This window comes from Micromonospora sp. NPDC007230 (assembly GCF_042869115.1).
Lineage (GTDB): Bacteria > Actinomycetota > Actinomycetes > Mycobacteriales > Micromonosporaceae > Micromonospora.
Genome location: NZ_JBIAFE010000005.1, coordinates 313,143 through 330,647 on the forward strand (window position 1 = coordinate 313,143; position 17,505 = coordinate 330,647).

The following is a 17,505-nucleotide window of genomic DNA, read 5'->3' on the forward strand; positions in this document are numbered from 1 at the left end:
CCCGGTGTTCCCCGGCCATGATCGTCCGGAGAGGCCATGTCATGGGCTTCCCACTGATGCTGGAGATAATCCCGGCCGGTATCGGGTGTCGTTCACCCGGTGGCTGGTCGGCGCGCGTGGGGCCGGCCAGCCTGGCCCAGCCCGAGGCGAATCCTCCCTGCGGCTGACGGCGGCCGTGCGGATCATGTCGTGGGCCGTTTGCCGCCGGACGCCTCGGGCAATCGCGCGTTAGCCGCCCGGGGAAGGGCAGGCGAAGCAGATGGTCGGCGCGGGCAGCGACATCGCATCGGTGGAGAGCTGAGGGGCGTGATGCGGCGCAACGTCAGGGTGGAGCCGAGGATCACGGGCGGGGAGTCGGTCGGGCTGGCCGACGTGGTGTGGGACAACGCGCGGCAGGAGCCGGACGCGGTGCAGTTCCGGCGCCCTGACCCGGACGCCCGGTCGTGGCCGCGCTCGTCCGGTGATCCATCGGTGGTGACCTGCCGGCAGTTCCGCGACGACGTGCTGGCTGTGGCTCGCGGGCTCATCGCGGCCGGCGTGACGCCCGGGAGCCGGGTGGGCCTGATGAGCCGTACCCGGTACGAGTGGACCCTGGTCGACTACGCGGTGTGGACGGTCGGCGCGGTGACCGTTCCGGTGTACGACACGTCGAGCGCAGAGCAGCTGGCCTGGATCCTCGCCGACTCGGGCGCAGTGGGGTGCGTGGTGGAGACGGCCGACCACGCCGCGCTGCTGGCCGGCGTACGTGACGGGCTGCCGGAGTTGCGCCAGGTGTGGCAGATCGACTCCAGCGACCTGATCAAGCTGGCCGAGCAGGGCCGGGCCGTTGACGACGAGGCGGTCGAACGCAGGCGGGCCGCGGTGTCGGGCGCGGACCCGGCCACGATCGTCTACACCAGCGGGACCACGGGCCGGCCCAAGGGCTGCGTGTTGACGCACCGGAACATCCACCTCGACGTCGGCAACGCGGTCGCCGCGCTGCCGGAGTTGTTCAACCAGACGGCGTCGACAGTCCTCTTCCTCCCGCTGGCGCACGCTTTCGCCAGGTTGGTCCAGGTGGCGATGGTGCAGGCCCGGGCGACGATGGTGCCCAGCCCCAACGCGCACGACGTGCTGAAGCAGCTTCGCCGATATCAACCGACGTTCGTCCTGGCGGTGCCGAGGGTGTTCGAGAAGGCGTACAACGGGGCACGGCAGAAGGCCGCCGACCAGCACCGGGGGTGGCTGTTCGACGTCGCGGACCGGGTGTCGGTGGGGTACAGCCGGGCGCTCGACACGCCGTCCGGCCCCGGGATCGGCCTCCGGCTGCGGCGCGGTCTTTTCGACCTGCTGGTCTACCGGAAGCTGCGGGCCGCGTTCGGCGGCCGGTGCCGTCTCGCCGTCGTCGGGGGGGCTCCCCTCGGTGAGCGACTCGGGCACTTCTTTCGTGGCGCCGGCCTCACCACCCTGGAGGGGTACGGGTTGACGGAAACGTCCCCGGCGCTGGCGGTGAACCGGCCCTCGGGGATGCGGATCGGCACCGTCGGCCGGCCGCTGCCCGGCGTGGACCTGGCCATCGCCGACGACGGGGAGGTCCTCGTCCGCAGCGACGTCGTGTTCCGGGGCTACTGGAACAACCCGGCCGCGACCAGCGAGACGTTCACCGCCGACGGCTGGTTCCGCACCGGCGACCTCGGCAGCCTCGACGACGACGGCTATCTGCGGATCACCGGACGCACAAAGGAGATCTTGGTGACCGCTGAGGGAAAGAACATCGCTCCCGACCCGATCGAGGACCGGGTCCGCGCACACCCGCTGGTCAGCCAGTCCATGCTGACCGGCAACGGCAAGCCGTACGTCGCCGCCCTGGTCACCATCGACCCGCAGGCGTGGTCCCGGTGGCGCGACGCGCACGGTCACCCACGCGCCTCGGTGGCGGAGTTGCGCGAAGACCCCGCCCTGCGCGGCGAGATTCAGACCGCGATCGACCAGGCGAACCGGTCGGTCTCCCACGCGGAGGCGATCAAGACCTTCCGGATCCTGCCCGACGACTTCACCGAGGCCAACGGTGAGCTCACCCCCACCTTGAAGATCAGACGCGAGGTGGTGCAGCGGCACCGCGCCGCCGACATCGACGCCCTCTACCGCGGCCACTGACCACGAACCCCGACTGACCCGTGATCCGGTGCCGTGACCGGTGCCCGAAGGGCGATGCCTGAACTCCGTGGGATGGCGGTGGTGATCGAGAGCCGGGGTGGTGTCAGAGGTAGCTGAACAACGGGGGAATGGCCAGGACAACGATCCAGGCCCAGGCGGCGTACACCGGTAGGTAGCTGGTCTGCCAGCGCTCGAGCGCCGCGAACGGGGTGTGCCGGCGGACGAAACCCAGCAGCAGCCACGCCGACCAGACGAGATTGGCCAGCAGGATGACGTTCTCCCCCAGCGCCGCCGCCTTGTTGGGTGTGGTGCCGTACTCGGTGATGCGCCCGGTGATCGCCACCAGCACCAGCACATCAATGACCAGCGCGCTGACCACGAGGGCGAACTGCAGCTTGTCGAACAGGCCGGGCGGGGCGAGCGGATCGCGGGCTGAGATCGAGTAGAGCAGCAACCCCAGCACCACGACCAGCAGGAGGTCGAACAGAATCAGCGCTTCCCGCTCGACGTTGATGCCGGCAGTGGTCCAGCCGAGGGCAACGAGGAAGGCCAGCAGCGCGGCGGTGAAGAGCGGGGTGAACAGCCGCGTGAGCACCGGGGCGATGTTCTCGACAACACTCTGCTTGGCCTCGACGAGCCACCCGGCCACCACCACCGCGGCCACGACGCCGCAGGGAAGAAGCCACTGCGAGATGAAGTTTTCCGGGGAGATCCCGATGGCCTTGAAGGTCCCGACCATGAATGCCATCAGCACGCCGCCACCGAGGGCGATGAGGACGAAATAGACAAACCATTCGCCGGTGAAGCGGATGAAGTCCATCCGCCGGCGCGACGAGCGCAGATCGTCGGCCACATAGGCCAGACCGACCACGATCCACAGGGCGATGGGGAGATGGATGCTGGTCAGGACCACCGACTGGGAATCCTCGGCGAGCGGATAGGCGTTGGCCGCCACGGCGCCGAGCGCGAACAACGCCAGCAGTACCCCGATCAGCGCCTTCCCGGCGTGCCACGCCAGGCCAGGAAGGCCGCGAGCCAGGGCAGCGCGAGCACGCTGAAGTTGGGCCCATAGAACGCGGCATCCTCTTCGAACCTCATCCCGAACAGTTCCGGCACCTTGATCGACGCTGCCGCGCCCGCCGCGCAGATGACCATCGCGGTCAGGTCGCGCCGTGACCCGGAGTCCGCCGCCGGACCGCCGGTCTCGCCGGTCAGCACCAGTTGCTTCCAGAGCCGTTCCGAATGCTCCCGGGCGAACTCGCGGGACAGCTCGTCCAGGCCACCCATGCGTTTGACCGCGACGAGGAACGCCTCGTCGGCGCGTAGGCCAACGGCGATGAGCTCGTCGACGGAACCCCGCAGATGGTCTTCGAGTTCTTCGGCGTCGGACTGCTTCAGCTCGGAGCGGCGCTGTACGTGTTGACGCCACTGAGCGAACTGCGCCTCCAGTTCGTCGTGGCCGTCTGGCGCTGTCATGCCTGGCCCTCCAGCGGGATCGCTGTCAACGGCCGGAAATCGCCGGGGCCGAGCCAGACCTGCTTGAGCGCGTCCACGACGGTGTCCCACTGGCGGCGTTGCTCAGCAAGCTCAGCCAGCCCGCTGTCGGTGATGCGGTAATACTTGCGCCGCCGATCCCCAGCGACCGACTGCCAGTTCGACTCCACGTGCCCGAGGCGCTCAAGCCGGTGCAGCAGGGGGTAGAGCAGTCCCTCGGTCCAGTCCAGCTCTCCACCGGACAGCTGGTTGATCCGCTTGAGGATGGCGTAGCCGTAGCTCTCCCCCTCGGCGAGGATGCCCAGCACCATCGGTGTCGCCGAGGCAGCGACGAGATCCTTGGTGACCCTCACGAGACCTCCCCGAGCTCACACCCTAGGACTATGATGCATAGTAGCTCTAGGTATGGGTCGGCGCAAGGAACCGCAGCCCGCCAGCAAATGGATCGACGGGTGCGGAGCGGACCGGCGCGCCTGCGGTGGGCCCTGCCGGACCTGGGCCCACCGCGGCATCGGCGTTGTCAGACCTGGCCGCACGACCCCTGGCTGGCGAACGGCAGGTTGGCGTACCGGGAGACGTCGTGCGACGTCAAGGATCCGTCAGCGGCGGCCCGCAGAACCGCCATGGTCGGAATCCGGAACAGGTTTTCGAGCTGACCGTTGCTCTTCTGGCCGACCGAGCGGACCTCGTAGAAGATGGCACCCAGGGTGGGTGCCTGCGCCACGGGCTGCTCCCCCGCGGGAGCCGTCCCGCCCATGAGCATGCGGCTGAGCACGGCGTTGGTGATGTCGATCAGCGGGTAGTGCGCGACGTTGGCGAGTCCGTAGCGGCTGAGTGCGTCGACGCTCACCATGGCCATCTGGCGGTTCGTGAGCCACTGCTCGGCCGTCATCCGTGACGGGTCGATGGATCGGGCGCCGATCTGAAACTGGTTGAGCTGGTCAGTGCCGTTGATCACGGGAGCCTGGCCCATGTGGTGCAGATCGAGCGCCAACTGCGGGGCCTTCTGGCGCCACAGCCGCCAGAAGGCGGCGGACTCCGGCTGGGCGAAGTTCTCCCAGTCGCGGTTGAGGTCGACGCGGTTGGGGGTCGTGCTCTGCCGGATGTTCGCCTCGGAGCCGTCGGGGTTGTACATCGGGATCACCACGACGGTGAGCTTCTCGCGGATCAGGCGTGCCTCCGGGGACCCACTGGCGAGGTGATCGAGGATCTGGAGCACCGCCTCGGTGCTGTGCAGCTCATTGCCGTGGATCCGCGCCTGCAGCCAGAAGGTCATCGGACCGCTGCCGACCGTCGCGTACAGCAACTCCCGCCCCTCGCCGGAGGTCCCCGCCGAGTCGACCCTGACCAGTCCCCGGCTGGTCCGCTCGATCCGATCGAGCACCTGACGGACATCGTCGTAACCGGCGACGCTGGACAGGCTCACATTCTGGCTGGGCTGCAGGCATGGACCGCCTGGCAGATGTGTCGGGTTGGCGGAGGCCGGCGGGGCGCCGGTCAGGACGGTGGCTAGCAGACCGGCCGTGGCGAGCGCGGCGAGGCTTCTACGCATCGATGCTCCTTGCGATCGGTTGGAGGCGAGTCACAGTGGCTGGTGACTTGACGCCTTCGTATCCCGGCCTCACCGCCGTGAACAAGTCTTGTCTTTGCCAAGGGATCGGGTTAGCAGGGTCGCCGGAGGACCTCGAAGACCTCGGACATACGGGGACCGGTCGCGTGGTCGACGCCGGTGGGCGAGCCAGGATCTGGCTGACCCACCGGCGTTCCATGCCGGCCATGGTTCCCGTACGGGTGGTCAGCCCGCGGAGCACCTATCAGGTGTCGGGCATGACCTGCGGCGGCTGCGCCAAGAAGGTGACCGGGCGCGTCTCCGAGATCACGGGCGTGACCGATGTGCAGGCCGACGTGGCCGCGGGCACCATCACCGTCCTCAGCGAAAACCCGCTGGACACCGCCGAGGTCCGCGCCGCCGTGCAGCGGGCCGGCTACCCGCTCGCGGACTGACCCGCAGGCACGCCCGCATCCCCGTGGAGCCGTCTGGCGCCCTGGGGATGCGGCCTGCAATCCGTCCCGGCGACGAGGAGACCGACCTGACCGCCAACGATTTACGGCAGCTTCCTGGTCGAGCCCACCGATGACCGACTACGAGCCCACCTCAACAGCTGCGGCGACATTGGGACAAGAAGGTGACTTCCGAGCTGTCGTTGATCGGTCCTCGCGTGGTCGCTGAGTGCAGCACGCTAACGCTATGAACCGCCCGGCTGCGTTCCTCACTGACCCGCCGAAGAGTTCGGCGGTGACCGCCGCCTACGAGGCCGATGTCACCTCCGACGGCTACGTCAACAACCTCACTCGGGTTTGGTGCTGGCGTCCTGACGTGCTGGCATCCTTCCAGGCCCTGCGTGCCGATCTCCTGGCCGGCTCAGCCCTGTCGCCGAGGGAAGTAGCCGTGATGGTTGCTGCCACCGCCGCTGCCCGCGGCGACGCTTACTGTGCACTGGCGTGGGGATCCAGGCTGGCCGAACTCATTGACGAGGCGACCGCCGCAAGGGTGCTGCAAGGCGTGGACGGTGACCTGTCCGAGCGGGAGGCCGCACTCGCCGGTTGGTCCCGCCAGGTCGTCCAGGATCCGAATGCCACAACCGAGGCCCACGTGGAGCGTTTACGCGACGCGGGCCTCAACGACCAGGAGATCTTCGAGGCGACGACCTGGATCGCGTTCCGGCTGGCGTTCTCCACCATCAACGACGCGCTCGGAGCACGGCCTGATCCGCAGCTTGCCGAGAGGGCGCCGCAGCTCGTCCGGGAAACCGTCACCTACGGCCGCCAGGTCTAGGCCCGCACCGGGGACACAGAGCCGTCAGCGAGCGGGTTGAGGCGGGCCTTCAGCAGGCAGAACTCATTGCCCTCAGCGGGGCTGGCTCACGGCGAGAATGTTGCCTTCGCTGTCCTTGAACCAGGCGCCACGCATCGTCGGCAACTCTGCAACGCCGTTGACGGTCTTGAGCCCAGGGATGTCGTACTCCTCGAACGTCACGCCGCGCCCTCGCAGGTCCGCCACTTCGGCGTCGAGGTCAGCGACCAGCCAGGCCGCCAACGTGTGGGGCGCCTGCCCGGCATTGGAGGTGGGATAGATGAAGAACTGCGTTCCACCGGACTCGAAATGAACGGCGTCCTCGGCTTCCCGCGAAATCGTCAGGCCCAGCGTGTCGCGATAGAAGCGCTTGGCCCGTTCCATGTCGCCCGCCGGAATGGCCGCCTGCACCGGTGCGTCTGTCAACATGATGGCTCACCTCCTGCGACAGCGTAACCAGCACCAGGCCGGCACGGTTCCGCTTTGTCCGGGTCCGGTACCGTCACCGACAACCCCACGCTCTGGCGAACCTCTGCGACCCGGTCATGGCAGCGATCGTGGCCCTCGTCATCGCCCGCGACAAACCGCGTACGCCGCCGCACACGGCCGGCACCGCCCGGTTCCCGCTCGTCGGCGAGGGCGCAGCCATGGCAGGGCAGCCCACCAGCGCCTGAGGCCGTCCGCAAGGTCGTGACCCAAGGAGTAAGCGACTCATCGGCGATCGCCATCGGGTACTGGTCCCGGTTCCACCGGCGGATCGATGGTGTTCGTGGAACGATGGAAGACGTGGGAACTGCCAAAACAACTATGCCTGCTATCTCGCCACTGGCTGGCGAGCCGATCAAGCGTGCCGATGCCGAGCGGCTCGCGGGAGTGCTGAAGGCATTCGCCGACCCGGCCCGACTGCGGCTGCTCAGCCTGATCCAGTCCGCCCCGGAGGGCGAGGCGTCCGTGAGTGACCTCACCGCGCCGCTGGAACTCTCCCAGCCGACCGTGAGTCATCACCTTCGGATCCTCACCGAGGCCGGCCTGCTCGAACGCGAGAAACGCGGCGTTTGGGCGTACTACCGGGTGGTGCCGTCCGCGATCGCGGCGATAGCCGACCTGTTGACCCCACCGCGCAAGCGGGCGACGAAGAGGACTCGCTGAGGGCCGCTGTCGAGCACCACGCGCGTCGTCGCGGACGGGCAGGATGATTCGGGATGCATCCCCCCTCGCCTCGCAGTGTCCTTTCGCGTACGCCACCGGTGGTGCCCGCCGACCGTGGGGTCCGCGGGCGCCATCCTGGAGGTGGTCATCAGCTGGCGCAGCAACCGCTGGTCAGGGGGTCGACGCTGATCAGGTTCAGCGGTGCGGACAGCAGGCCGCCGGAGCTTGCGGTGGCGAGGGCCTTGCCGACCGGCTCGGGGCTGGTGCCGCAGCAGCTGTCGGTGCCGGAGGAGTCGGCGGAGTTGCTGTTGCAGACTCCGGTCTCGGGCAATTCGAGCTGGACGTTGCGGCGGCGGTCCAGTCGCCGGCGACGGCGGAGCGGACCTGCTCGTAGCCGGTGGCCATGCGGAAGGTGGGCGGCCGGCCGTAGCTCTTCATGCCGACGGCGTGGTAGCCGGGCTCGGGGTGGGCGAGCTCGCCGACCCCGTGCGGGGGGAAGGTGCCGCAGGAGTGCTCGGTCCACGGCGGCGGCCGAGTGTCAGGTGATGGTGGGGCTGCGGCGTTCGAGGAGGATGACGTCGCGCCAGTGGCCGTGGTGGCGTCCGACGCGTTCGCGGGTGCCGATGACCCGGAACCCGGCGCGCTGATGCAGGGCGAGGCTGGCGGCGTTCTCGGGGAAGACGCCGGACTGGATGGTCCAGATGCCGGCGGCCTCGGTCGACGTGATCAGGGCACCCAGGAGAAGTCGGCCGGCGCCACGCCCCTGGGCGGCGGGGTCGATGTAGACGGAATGCTCGACCACGCCCGCGTAGACGGCGCGGGCCGAGGTGGGCGAGACGGCGACCCAGCCGACGACGGCACCGTCTGCGTCGATGGCTACGAACCGGTGTTCGGCCAGCTTGCCGGCGTCGAACGCCGCCCAGGTCGGCGCGGTGGTCTCGAAGCTGGCGTTGCCGCTGTCGAGGCCGGCCTGGTAGATGGCGAGGACCCGGTCGGCGTCGTCCGCCGTCATGGGGCGGACGGTGACGTCGGCCATCAGCAGCCTCCCTCCGGCTGCGGAGCCGGGCGACCCATCACCACGTCGGCGGCCGACGGGAAGCAGCCGACGCAGGTGTCATTGATGCGGTAGCGACGGGCGGTGCCGACGGGCTGGATGAACACGAACCGCACCTCGGTGCGGATCTTCAGGTGTTGGGAGACAGTGGACTGGGCCAGTCCAATCGCGATGGAAGTCTAGCGACTCACCATCCGGGACCTGGGCGGCTACGTCGCGGCCCAGGTTCTCGGCGCGATCGCCGGATCGGTGCTGGCGAACCTGATGTTCGACCTCGCCGCCGTTGACTTCTCCCCCAAGGACCGCGCTGCGGGCCACCTGTGGCTCGGTGAGGTCGTCGCCACGGCCGGGCTGACCTGGACCAGATGCGGACCGCTCACCGTCAGGAGACGGGCATACATGACCGCAGCGTCCGCCGCACCCCCGAGACTTGGCAGAGTGACCGCGTGACAGACGAGCACGGCCATGACGAACCCGACCCCAATCAGCTGCCCCGGACACCAACTCTGAAAATCGCGAGGCAGTTGGCACAGGAGTTGGCAGGGGTGGCGACCGTGGAGGTCGACACCATCGAGGGCAGGATATCGGTGGCCGTCACACCGCGTAACCCCGATGCTCGTGCCTTCGGATGGACGGACTTCTCCGATGAACTCATCCTCGGGGTCGGTGACTACGGCGGCCGATGGGAACTGGAAGCCGGCCCTGAAGACGTCGCCCTGCTCGAGGACATCGCCCGCTCAGTGATCGCCGGCAGGGTCCGGGAGGTGTTCGCTCCGGGCCGCTCGGCCGTCTCGGTCACACTCGCCGATGGATCAGTGGAGACCGAGATCGGAGGCGAAGCGCCTGCCGGCTGCCTACCGCTACCCTTCTGGCGGCGTTGGTCCCGCAGCGTCCAGTACGCGCCGTACAGGTAACCCGGCGTGAGCGGTCTCGCCAACCTATTTGATCATCGGTCGAGACCTCGCAGTGCCAGGCAGGTTCCACCAATTGGGCCGTTCGGCAAAGGCGGCGGCGCGCTCCGCTACGCGGGGCGGTCCTGCCGGGGTTGGCCCGTCCGGTAGGTTTCGCAGGCCAGGTTGACGAGTTCGGTGAGGTGGGCGGGTGGGTCGTCCTTCCACCACGCCAGCCAGACCGGTATCGGCTGGGCGTCGCGGACGGCGCGGTACGCCACCCCGGGTCTGGGGTTCTGGTTGGTGGTGGCCTCGGAGGTGATGCCGACCGCCTGGCCGGCGGCGATGAGGGTGAGCCACTCGTCGACGCCGTGCGTGGTGCGGGTGGTCGTGGGTTCGGCACCTGGCGGGAACAGGGCGGTTGTGGTGGTGCCGGTGCGGCTGTCGATGGCGACGGTGTACCTGGCCAGGTCGGCGGTGCGTACCGATCGTCGCCGGGCCAGCGGGTTGTCGGTGGCCACGGCGGCGTAGCGGGCCTCCACGCCGAGGAGCGCCGTGTCGAAACGGGGATCGGCCAGGTGCCGGCGGATCACGGCGACGTCGGCGGTGCCTTCGCTGAGCCCGGCGGTCGGGGTGTTGGACTGGACGAACACCAGCGGCACCTGGGGGTGGGCGGCGGCCCACGTCTTCTGCAGCCGTCTGGTGTGTTTGCCCAGCGCCGCCCAGGCATAGCCGACGCGCAGCTCGGTGCGGGACTCCTCGACGATCCGTTGCAGGTGGGCGACCTCGTCGAGTACCCGGCGGGCGGCGGCGACGACGCGGGTGCCGGTGGGGGTGAGCGAGACGTGCCGGGTCGTTCGCTGGAGCAGGCGAGCGCCGAGCGTCGCCTCCAAGGCGCTGACGGAGCGTGAGACCGCCGCCTGGGAGACGCCCAGGACCGCCGCCGCGTCGGTGAAGGTGCCGACGTCGACCACCGCGACGAGGGTACGGAGCTGACGCAGCTGCACATCCGTACGCCAAGCGTATAACTTCGGCGGCTAGTGCATTTCTCGTATCAGTCGGTGCGGGTCGACACTGCCCTCATGACCGTGAAGACGGCAGGTGAAGTTGCTGCTCAGGGGCTCTGCCAACCGGCTGGAGCCGACCGTGGACCGCTGCTGGGCGGGATCGCCACGATGACCGGAAGTGCGGCGAGCAGCCAGGTCGGGGCGGCCCTGGCTGCGCACGCGTTCGCCACCCTCGGGCCCGCCGGGGTCGTCGCCGTGCGGCAGTTCGTCGCGGCGGCCGTGCTACTGCCGGCCGTACGCCCGAACCTGCGCCGCTTCACCTGGGCGCAACGGTGGCCGACCCTGCTGCTCGGGCTGGTCTTCGCCACGATGAACCTCAGTCTCTACACCGCGATCGACCGGGTCGGGCTCGGCCTGGCCGTCACCCTGGAGTTCCTCGGCCCGCTCGCCGTCGCCCTGGCCGGTTCCCGAACCCGGCTCGACCTGCTCTGCGCGGCGGGCGCCTGCGTCGGCGTGTACGTCCTGGTCCTACCGGGTCCGGCCAGCGACTACCTCGGAGTGGGGCTCGGCCTGCTCGCGGCGGCGTGTTGGGCGGCGTACATCCTGCTCAACCGGCTCGTCGGGGCCCGCCTGCCGGGCTTGCAGGCACCTGCGGCGGCGACCCTGGTGTCTGCGCTGCTCTACCTGCCGGTCGCGGCGATCCTGCTCGCGCAGGGACGACTGGCCGGTACCGCGATCTTCTACGCCGTCGGTGCGGGCATCCTCAGCTCGGTGGTGCCCTACGCCGCCGACCTGGTCGCGCTGCGTACCGTGCCGGCCCGCTTCTTCGGCGTGTTCATGAGCGTCCACCCGGTGCTGGCCGCGCTGGCCGGCCTCGCCCTCCTCGGCCAGGTTCTGGAACCGCACGAGTGGCTCGGCATAGCCATCGTCGTGTCGGCCAACGCCCTGGCCGTCCAGACCGCCTCGACCGCCAAGCCGCGGCACGCCGCGACGACCCGTGCCGGGGCCGCTCTGGATCGAGTTACGGCGGGAGGAATCATCCGGGGCCGGCTCAGCCGAGGATGAACGGGAGCTTGGCGACCAGCTCGCCCAGTTCGACCTTTTCCGCGTCGGTCAGCGCGCGGCGTCCGGTGCCGACGAGCAGCGCGTCCCGGTCGGAGAACGACGCGGGGAACGAGGCCCCGGCGATCTTTTCCAGCAGCTCGCGTGACCAGGCGAGCCCCTCGGCCGGCGGGTCCGCCGCGCCGGGGAGATGCGCGATCAGGTCGAGGTGGTGCAGCGTCCACTCCAGGACGTAAGCGGACAGGTAGTCGTCCACGGTGAGGACCTCGCCACGCGTGCCGACCCGGACCGCCGGGTCGGCGAGTTCGGCGGCGCGTCCGGCGGCGGAGCCGACGTCGTCGAGGTGGAACTTCAGCAGCCACGGATCCTCGTAGGCGGCGGCCAGCCGGACGATCAGCGCGTCGAGCGGGTCCTCGCCGGTCGGCGGCGTTTCGGCTACGTCCCAGTAGGACACCGCGTTCCGGGTCGGTTCCGTTTCGGCGGGGGTCACGAGGGTGATCAGGACGTCCTGAGCGTCGATGATCAGGTGGCAGACCAGGTCCCGCACGAGCCAGCCGGTACATCCGGACGGCTGTGCGAAGTCCCCGTCCGGGAGTTCGGCGACCGCCGTGCGCAACGCTGCCCAAGAGCGTGAGAAGAGATCCACTACGGCACGGTATTGCCGGACCGGGGCGGTGTCGAGGGCGACACCGTCGGGCGCGTACAGATGCCGCCGGCGCTCAGGCCAGGAGACGGTCCGGCCGGCACGGCGGGCCCGTCTCCTGGCCTGCACCGCGGCTCCGCGCGGGGACGATCATGCGTCCCCGCGCGGGGGCGGTCAGGCCGCCGGCCGGTCAGGCGTCCGCGATCGGGCTGGTGCCCAGGCGGACGTTGTCGATCGCCCAGTACCAGTTGTTGCCAGCATTGAAGATCCGGAAGTTGACCTTCGCCGACGTGGCCCCGGCCGGGACGGGACAGGAGAGCCGGACGAGCCGGTTCTCCTGGTCCTGGCCCTGGTTGGTGTTCCCGGAGGTGGCGCTGCTGTAGTGCAGCAGCTGGACCTTGTCGCCGGTGTCGAACTGGACGGTGACCTCGGCCTCCTGCGGGCTCTCCTGCCGGTAGTGGGAGTCGAAGCCCAGGTGGAGGGTGGAGGTGCCCGATGGGATGGCCACCGCCGGGGTGGTCAGGGTCGAGTCGAACCGGCCCCGGCCGGACGGGCTGCCGGTGTCGTCCCAGTCGTCGGGGTCGGCGACCGCGACGACGCCGAGAGAGCGGCTGAAGTTGGGGCGGTTCTGCCCGCCGGGGAACCAGAACTGCTTGGACAGGAAGGTCCAGCCCTGCAGCTCCCGGGTGCCCTGCGGCATGGCCGGCGCGTTGGTGACCATCCAGCCCTCGGGGGTGGTCCGGGTCCAGCCGAGCAGGCCGGGCCGGCTGAGGTCGGCCGCCGGGGCGAGCGCGGGGACGACGGACTCGAAGTCCTCCGCGAGCAGGTAGCCGGTCATGACCGGCCCGGTCTTGGCGGACAGGGACGCCGTCGCCTGCTGGGCATTGCCGCTCAGGTTCGCCGCGACAGTCGCCTTGAGGCTGCCGGAGACGCGCGCCGCCGAGGCGGGCGCGACGACGTCCCACTCCAGCCGGGCGGAGGAGCGGGCCGGAACGGCCGTCGGCGCGTCGCCCCTGGGGGTGGCGGTCCAGCCCGTCGGGAGGGCCAGCGTGGCGGCCAGGTTGGTAAGCGGGGTGGCGCCGGCATTGGTGACGGTGGCGGTCAGAGTGACCGGCCTGCCCGGCGAGATCACGGTGCCGTCGGTGCCGGGCGAACTCGCCGGACCGGTCAGCGAGACGCTCATCGCCGGGGCGACCCGGGAGCGGACACGTGCGTCGGCGAGCCTCAGCAGGCCGTTGCCATCGCCGTGGGCGGCGACCACCAGGCTGCCCGCGGTGGCGTTCGGGGCGGGCGTGACGGTGAAGCGCACATCGGCCGAGTCCCCGGCGGCAACCACCGTCGGCGCCGCGGCGGCCCGTTCGACCGTCCAGCCGGAGGGGGCGAGCAGGGCGACCGAGAGCCGGTCGAGCTTGGCGTCGGCCTGGTTCCGCACGGTGACGACGACATCGGCCGGGCTACCCTGCGCGAACGGCGTGTCCAGGGAGGGCAGCGGCTCCGGCAGGGTGATCGCCGCGGCCAGCGCCGGGGCGGTACCGGTCGCCGGGTCGGTGACGCCGGGCCTGCCGTCGGCCAGGCGGCCGGTCATCCGGCGCAGGAACGCCGGGTCCCCCTGGTCGACGACCACGACGTCGTACCAGCCGTGATCGGGGAGGTGGATCGGCACGGTCTGGGTCTCGCCGGGCGCGAGGGTGACGCTCTGGACATGGTCGCCGGGGTTGCGCGGGTAGACCGACTCGCCGACGAGGAGCGTGCGGGTGGCGGTGGAGGGGTTGGCGCACCGGACCTTCACCTGGCCGGGGACGGCCTGCTCGATCAGGTACGCCTCGGCGCCAACACCGGTGCCGCGCAGCTCCCAGACGGACCAGCCGGGGCCAGTGACCTGCAGGTCGTAGCCGTCGGCGTCGTACCCGACGGTGTTGTCGGCGGTCCCGCCCGCGGCGACGGTCCACCCGCGCGGGGCGGTGCCGTCACCCGGGTAGGCGGTGAACGTTGCGGCGGTGGTGCCCGCGTTGCCGAGCCGGAGGCGGACGCCGGAGCCGGTGACGTCGGCCCGCAGGGACAGCCGGTACGGCGAGGGGCGCGTCGGGCGGGTGCCGGCCTCCTGCTCCGGGAGCGACTGGTTCTTCGGCGGTACGGGGTTCCAGCGGCCGACCGCCGACGGCACCGGGCCGGGCTGCTCCAACTTGGGCTGCGCGTATCCGCGGTTGAAGTCGAAGGCGGAGGTCAGGTCGCCGAACACGCCGCGGCGCCAGGCGCTGATGTTGGGCTCCTGGACACCGGTCCACTTCTCCAGGAACCGGATGACCGAGGTGTGGTCGAACGCCTCCGAGCAGACGAAACCGCCCACCGTCCACGGCGAGACGACCGTCATCGGCACCCGTGGGCCGGGGCCGACGGGGAGGCCGTTGAACCAGTCGTCGCTGTTGCCGGAGTCCGGCCGGGGCTCGACCGGGGCCGGCACGTGGTCGAAGTAGCCGTCGTTCTCGTCGAAGTTGATGAACAAGGCCGTCTTCGACCAGGTCTTCGGGTCGCTGGCGATGGCGTCGAGAACGTCGTAGATGAGGTTGGCGCTGCCGACCGGGGTGGAGGAGCTGGGGTGCTCGGAGAGCGCCGCCGTCGGAACCAGCCAACTCACCTTCGGCAGCGTGCCGTTCTTGATGTCGGTCCTGATCCGCTGGACGAGGGTGTTCGGCTCGGAGCGGTAGGCACCCCGCATGAACAGCCGGCGTTCCGCCTTGGTCAGCGCGTCGACACCCTGCTGGAACTGGGCCAGTGCGGCCTTCCGCTGGTCCGCGGTCTTGCCCCACAGGCCGTCGTAAAACTGCTCGGTGGTCGAGTACTGGCCGCTGACCTTGGCGAGGATCTTCCGGCCGATCTCCTTCCAGGGCCGGAAGTACTCCACCGCGTTGTCGGTGAAGTTGTCCCACTCCTGGTAGATCTGCCAGGAGACGCCGGCGGCCTCCAGGCGCTCGGGGTACGTCGTCCAGTCATAGCCCGCGTGGGTGTAGGAGTAGGCGGCGTTGGTGACCGCCCGGTTGACGCCGTCCGGCTCGTAGCCGGTCGTGCCGGTCCACAGGTAGTTGCGGTTGGGGTTGGTCGAGCCGTAGACCGAGCAGAAGTAGGCGTCGCAGATGGTGAAACGGTCGGCCAGTTCGTACTGGAGAGGGATGTCGCGGCGGTCGTAGAAGGCCATGGTGCTCTGGCCCTTGGCCGCGATCCAGTCGTTCCACCAGCCGTTCGCCCGGGCCTGGTTGGCGTCGGAGAAGCCGTGCGGGAGCGCACCGAGGTACTGGATGTCGCTCTCGCGGCGGCCGGCCTCGACCGCCGCCTGCCGGGCCGAGAACGGCAGGACCTTGCCGCCACCGGACCGCGGCTGCTCGAAGGCGGTGGCCCCGGTGGGCAGACGCAGCGGCGTACGGTCGCCGAAGCCGCGCACACCCTTGAGGGTGCCGTAGTAGTTGTCGAAGGAACGGTTCTCCTGCATCAGGATGATGACGTGTTCAATCGCATCCATACCGCCGGGTGGCAGCGGCGCGGCCATCGCCTTCAGCAGTGACGGGGGCAGAAAAGAAAGGGCGGCGCCACCGGCGACGGCGCCGAGAAGCCGGCGGCGGGAGATGTCAGACATGGTGCGGAGAGTAGGTCGCTCCGGTAGCACGAGGTAACCCTTGAGTTACGAGTCTTCGTTGACTGTTCAAGGATCAACGTGGAATGTTCCATCGGCTGTATAGCCACGTTCTCCGTCACACCCGTTCTTCGTCGCCCACGCGGCAACGGCCGGGCCGAGAACGGAACCGGCCGCCGGACGCGAGGTCCGACGGCCGGTTCCTGAGTGGCGCGGGGAGTCAGCTGGTGAAGCGGATCTTGTCCCGGCGACGGCGCAGCGCCATCAGCAGGACACCGCCGCCGATCAGCGCAAGGCCGGTGAGCGAGATGCTCGTGGCAGCCACACCGGTTATCGGCAGGCCGCCCTCGCTACCGCCGCCACCGGTGCCGCCAGCCACGGATGAACCCGAGGCACCCGGGGTGCCGGAAGGATTCTCGGAGGGGTTCTCCGAACCGCCCGGGGTCGACGGGTTCCGCGACGGCGACTCCGAGGAGGCGCATGGCTTCAGCCAGAACACCTTGTGCTTGCCGTCGGCCGACTTGCCGCCGATCAGCTCCACGTCGAGCTTGATGTGGTAGCCCTGCTGCTTCTGCGTGAGACCGGACAGGTCGAGGTCGTTGGCGGAGAGCCGGATGACCTCGTCGTGGTCGTTCTCCGCGCCGGAGGCCGGATCGTTGCTGATCAGAACGTTCTGCCGAGACCAGACGATCTTGTCCTTCGGCGTGCTCGACGGCGGCTGCGCCCAGAGGGTGAGGTTCGCCTTCTGGTTCTCGTCGAAGTTGAAGAACTCGAGCTCGAACCCGCAGGTGACGTGCGGCTCGTTGTCGACCTTGTCCGAGAAGGGCATCCCGTCGATCTTCACGGTGCCGTTGTCGCCCGGCGGGTTGTGCGGGTTGCCGGTGGCCCAGGCCGGGGCGGCAATCCCGAGCAGGGCCGTGGCGGCGGCTGCGGTGAGGGCCGCGCGCGCCACGCGCCGACGCTGTCGCATGAGGAATCCTCCGAAAGTGGTAGAGGGGACGGCACATGATCGCACACCCGGCAGGACCGTCGATATTGGATGTTCCGGGTGCGACGACGTGTCGAAGGCGGAGGCCGAGGAAGGCCACGTCCAGGGGGTTGGTGCGTTTTGCCATGATCACCCCCGGATCGCCGTTTGTCCATACGGTATGTATGCTCGCTGACCGAGACCTACCCCTCCAACTCATGCCAACCCGCCCATTCGTCCCGGGTGACGCTGGCCAGATCGGAGCGACATGGCCTGCTCACACGTGCGGGAATGCCCCCTCTTCCCGCTGCTCAACGCAAGCTTGCGCGACTGGCGGAACTACTACTGCGACAGTGCGGAGGGTTGGCAGACGTGTGCTCGGTTCAAGCTGTCCCGCACGGGGCAGCTCGTGCCGATCACGCTCCTGCCGAATGGAGTCGACGCGTCACACCTGAGACGCACTCCCGCCGCTGGCGGGTCAGGCCCGGCCGGTCCGCCACCGGCGCCGTCACGGTTCAATCCGGGGTCTTCGCAGCGGTTTGAGCCGGTGCCGGTCCGGGAGTCCAACCCGGTACCGGCAGCCGCTCAAGGCGTCAACACCGGGTCACCCGCACCGGGTCCGCA

At 69.7% G+C, this 17,505-nt stretch carries 17 protein-coding genes and 3 pseudogenes; 8 read left to right on the top strand and 12 right to left on the bottom strand.

The window, feature by feature from the left end:
* Positions 1–309 precede the first annotated feature (309 nt).
* Complete coding sequence (locus ACFYML_RS10285) at positions 310–2,136, top strand: AMP-dependent synthetase/ligase (RefSeq protein WP_387420294.1); 1,827 nt, start codon at positions 310–312, stop codon at positions 2,134–2,136.
* 103 nt (positions 2,137–2,239) lie between these two features.
* Here ACFYML_RS10285 and ACFYML_RS10290 read toward each other — a convergent pair whose 3' ends face one another.
* From ACFYML_RS10290 to ACFYML_RS10305, 4 genes are all read right to left on the bottom strand, one after another.
* Complete coding sequence (locus ACFYML_RS10290) at positions 2,240–3,109, bottom strand: hypothetical protein (RefSeq protein WP_387420295.1); 870 nt, start codon at positions 3,107–3,109, stop codon at positions 2,240–2,242.
* Between the two features lie 17 nt (positions 3,110–3,126).
* A complete protein-coding gene (locus tag ACFYML_RS10295; protein WP_387420296.1) occupies positions 3,127–3,612 on the bottom strand; it encodes a permease prefix domain 1-containing protein in 486 nt (161 codons plus the stop codon).
* Positions 3,609–3,983: a PadR family transcriptional regulator gene (locus ACFYML_RS10300; RefSeq protein WP_387420297.1), complete on the bottom strand. Its 375-nt coding sequence runs from the start codon at positions 3,981–3,983 to the stop codon at positions 3,609–3,611. The genes ACFYML_RS10295 and ACFYML_RS10300 overlap by 4 nt, the downstream gene beginning before the upstream one ends.
* A 167-nt stretch (positions 3,984–4,150) precedes the next feature.
* Complete coding sequence (locus tag ACFYML_RS10305) at positions 4,151–5,182, bottom strand: M14 family zinc carboxypeptidase (RefSeq protein WP_387420298.1); 1,032 nt, start codon at positions 5,180–5,182, stop codon at positions 4,151–4,153.
* A gap of 224 nt (positions 5,183–5,406) precedes the next feature.
* Here ACFYML_RS10305 and ACFYML_RS10310 point away from each other — a divergent pair, with 224 nt between their 5' ends.
* Complete coding sequence (locus ACFYML_RS10310) at positions 5,407–5,634, top strand: heavy-metal-associated domain-containing protein (protein WP_387420299.1); 228 nt, start codon at positions 5,407–5,409, stop codon at positions 5,632–5,634.
* Between the two features lie 244 nt (positions 5,635–5,878).
* On the top strand, positions 5,879–6,466 hold the full coding sequence (locus ACFYML_RS10315; protein WP_387420300.1) for a carboxymuconolactone decarboxylase family protein: 588 nt from the start codon (positions 5,879–5,881) through the stop codon (positions 6,464–6,466).
* 72 nt (positions 6,467–6,538) lie between these two features.
* On the opposite strand, the gene ACFYML_RS10320 is transcribed toward ACFYML_RS10315, so the two are convergent.
* Positions 6,539–6,913 carry a VOC family protein gene (locus ACFYML_RS10320; protein ID WP_387420301.1) on the bottom strand — a complete coding sequence of 125 codons (375 nt, stop codon included), beginning with the start codon at positions 6,911–6,913 and terminating at the stop codon, positions 6,539–6,541.
* A gap of 116 nt (positions 6,914–7,029) precedes the next feature.
* On the opposite strand from ACFYML_RS10320, the gene ACFYML_RS10325 reads away from it, so the two are divergent.
* Together ACFYML_RS10325 and ACFYML_RS10330 are read left to right on the top strand one after the other, a co-directional pair.
* The gene (locus tag ACFYML_RS10325) at positions 7,030–7,158 is read left to right on the top strand and encodes a hypothetical protein (protein WP_387420302.1); all 129 of its coding nucleotides are present in this window, start codon (positions 7,030–7,032) and stop codon (positions 7,156–7,158) included.
* A gap of 103 nt (positions 7,159–7,261) precedes the next feature.
* Positions 7,262–7,633, top strand: coding sequence for an ArsR/SmtB family transcription factor (locus ACFYML_RS10330; protein ID WP_387280004.1), 372 nt, complete (start codon positions 7,262–7,264; stop codon positions 7,631–7,633).
* Positions 7,634–7,781: 148 nt separating this feature from the next.
* On the opposite strand, the pseudogene ACFYML_RS10335 reads toward ACFYML_RS10330, so the two are convergent.
* The 3 genes and pseudogenes from ACFYML_RS10335 to ACFYML_RS10345 form a co-directional block, all read right to left on the bottom strand.
* Positions 7,782–8,146 (bottom strand): annotated as a pseudogene (locus ACFYML_RS10335) (flavoprotein); the annotation flags it as partial.
* 25 nt (positions 8,147–8,171) lie between these two features.
* A complete protein-coding gene (locus ACFYML_RS10340) occupies positions 8,172–8,669 on the bottom strand; it encodes a GNAT family N-acetyltransferase (protein ID WP_387420303.1) in 498 nt (165 codons plus the stop codon).
* Positions 8,669–8,857: pseudogene (locus ACFYML_RS10345) on the bottom strand (ArsR/SmtB family transcription factor); the annotation flags it as partial. The pseudogene ACFYML_RS10345 and the gene ACFYML_RS10340, both read right to left, overlap by 1 nt.
* Before the next feature lie 16 nt (positions 8,858–8,873).
* Between ACFYML_RS10345 and ACFYML_RS10350 the strand changes: the two are divergent.
* Both ACFYML_RS10350 and ACFYML_RS10355 read left to right on the top strand, forming a co-directional pair.
* Positions 8,874–9,041 (top strand): annotated as a pseudogene (locus ACFYML_RS10350) (phosphatase); the annotation flags it as partial.
* Between the two features lie 92 nt (positions 9,042–9,133).
* The gene (locus tag ACFYML_RS10355) at positions 9,134–9,601 is read left to right on the top strand and encodes a hypothetical protein (RefSeq protein ID WP_387420304.1); all 468 of its coding nucleotides are present in this window, start codon (positions 9,134–9,136) and stop codon (positions 9,599–9,601) included.
* Positions 9,602–9,708: 107 nt separating this feature from the next.
* Here the strand turns inward: ACFYML_RS10355 and ACFYML_RS10360 are convergent, their stop codons facing one another.
* On the bottom strand, positions 9,709–10,584 hold the full coding sequence (locus ACFYML_RS10360; protein WP_387420305.1) for a LysR family transcriptional regulator: 876 nt from the start codon (positions 10,582–10,584) through the stop codon (positions 9,709–9,711).
* A 168-nt stretch (positions 10,585–10,752) separates the two neighbouring features.
* On the opposite strand from ACFYML_RS10360, the gene ACFYML_RS10365 reads away from it, so the two are divergent.
* Positions 10,753–11,649: a DMT family transporter gene (locus tag ACFYML_RS10365; protein WP_387420306.1), complete on the top strand. Its 897-nt coding sequence runs from the start codon at positions 10,753–10,755 to the stop codon at positions 11,647–11,649.
* Here the strand turns inward: ACFYML_RS10365 and ACFYML_RS10370 are convergent.
* The 3 genes from ACFYML_RS10370 to ACFYML_RS10380 all read right to left on the bottom strand — a co-directional run bounded on the left by ACFYML_RS10370 (position 11,636) and on the right by ACFYML_RS10380 (position 16,884).
* A complete protein-coding gene (locus ACFYML_RS10370; protein WP_387420307.1) occupies positions 11,636–12,292 on the bottom strand; it encodes a maleylpyruvate isomerase N-terminal domain-containing protein in 657 nt (218 codons plus the stop codon). The two genes, ACFYML_RS10365 and ACFYML_RS10370, sit on opposite strands and share 14 nt — an antisense overlap.
* Before the next feature lie 187 nt (positions 12,293–12,479).
* Positions 12,480–15,917, bottom strand: a complete 3,438-nt coding sequence (locus ACFYML_RS10375) for a phosphocholine-specific phospholipase C (RefSeq protein WP_387420308.1) — start codon at positions 15,915–15,917, stop codon at positions 12,480–12,482.
* A 217-nt stretch (positions 15,918–16,134) separates the two neighbouring features.
* Positions 16,135–16,884 carry an LPXTG cell wall anchor domain-containing protein gene (locus ACFYML_RS10380; protein WP_387420309.1) on the bottom strand — a complete coding sequence of 250 codons (750 nt, stop codon included), beginning with the start codon at positions 16,882–16,884 and terminating at the stop codon, positions 16,135–16,137.
* Positions 16,885–17,505: the final 621 nt, after the last annotated feature.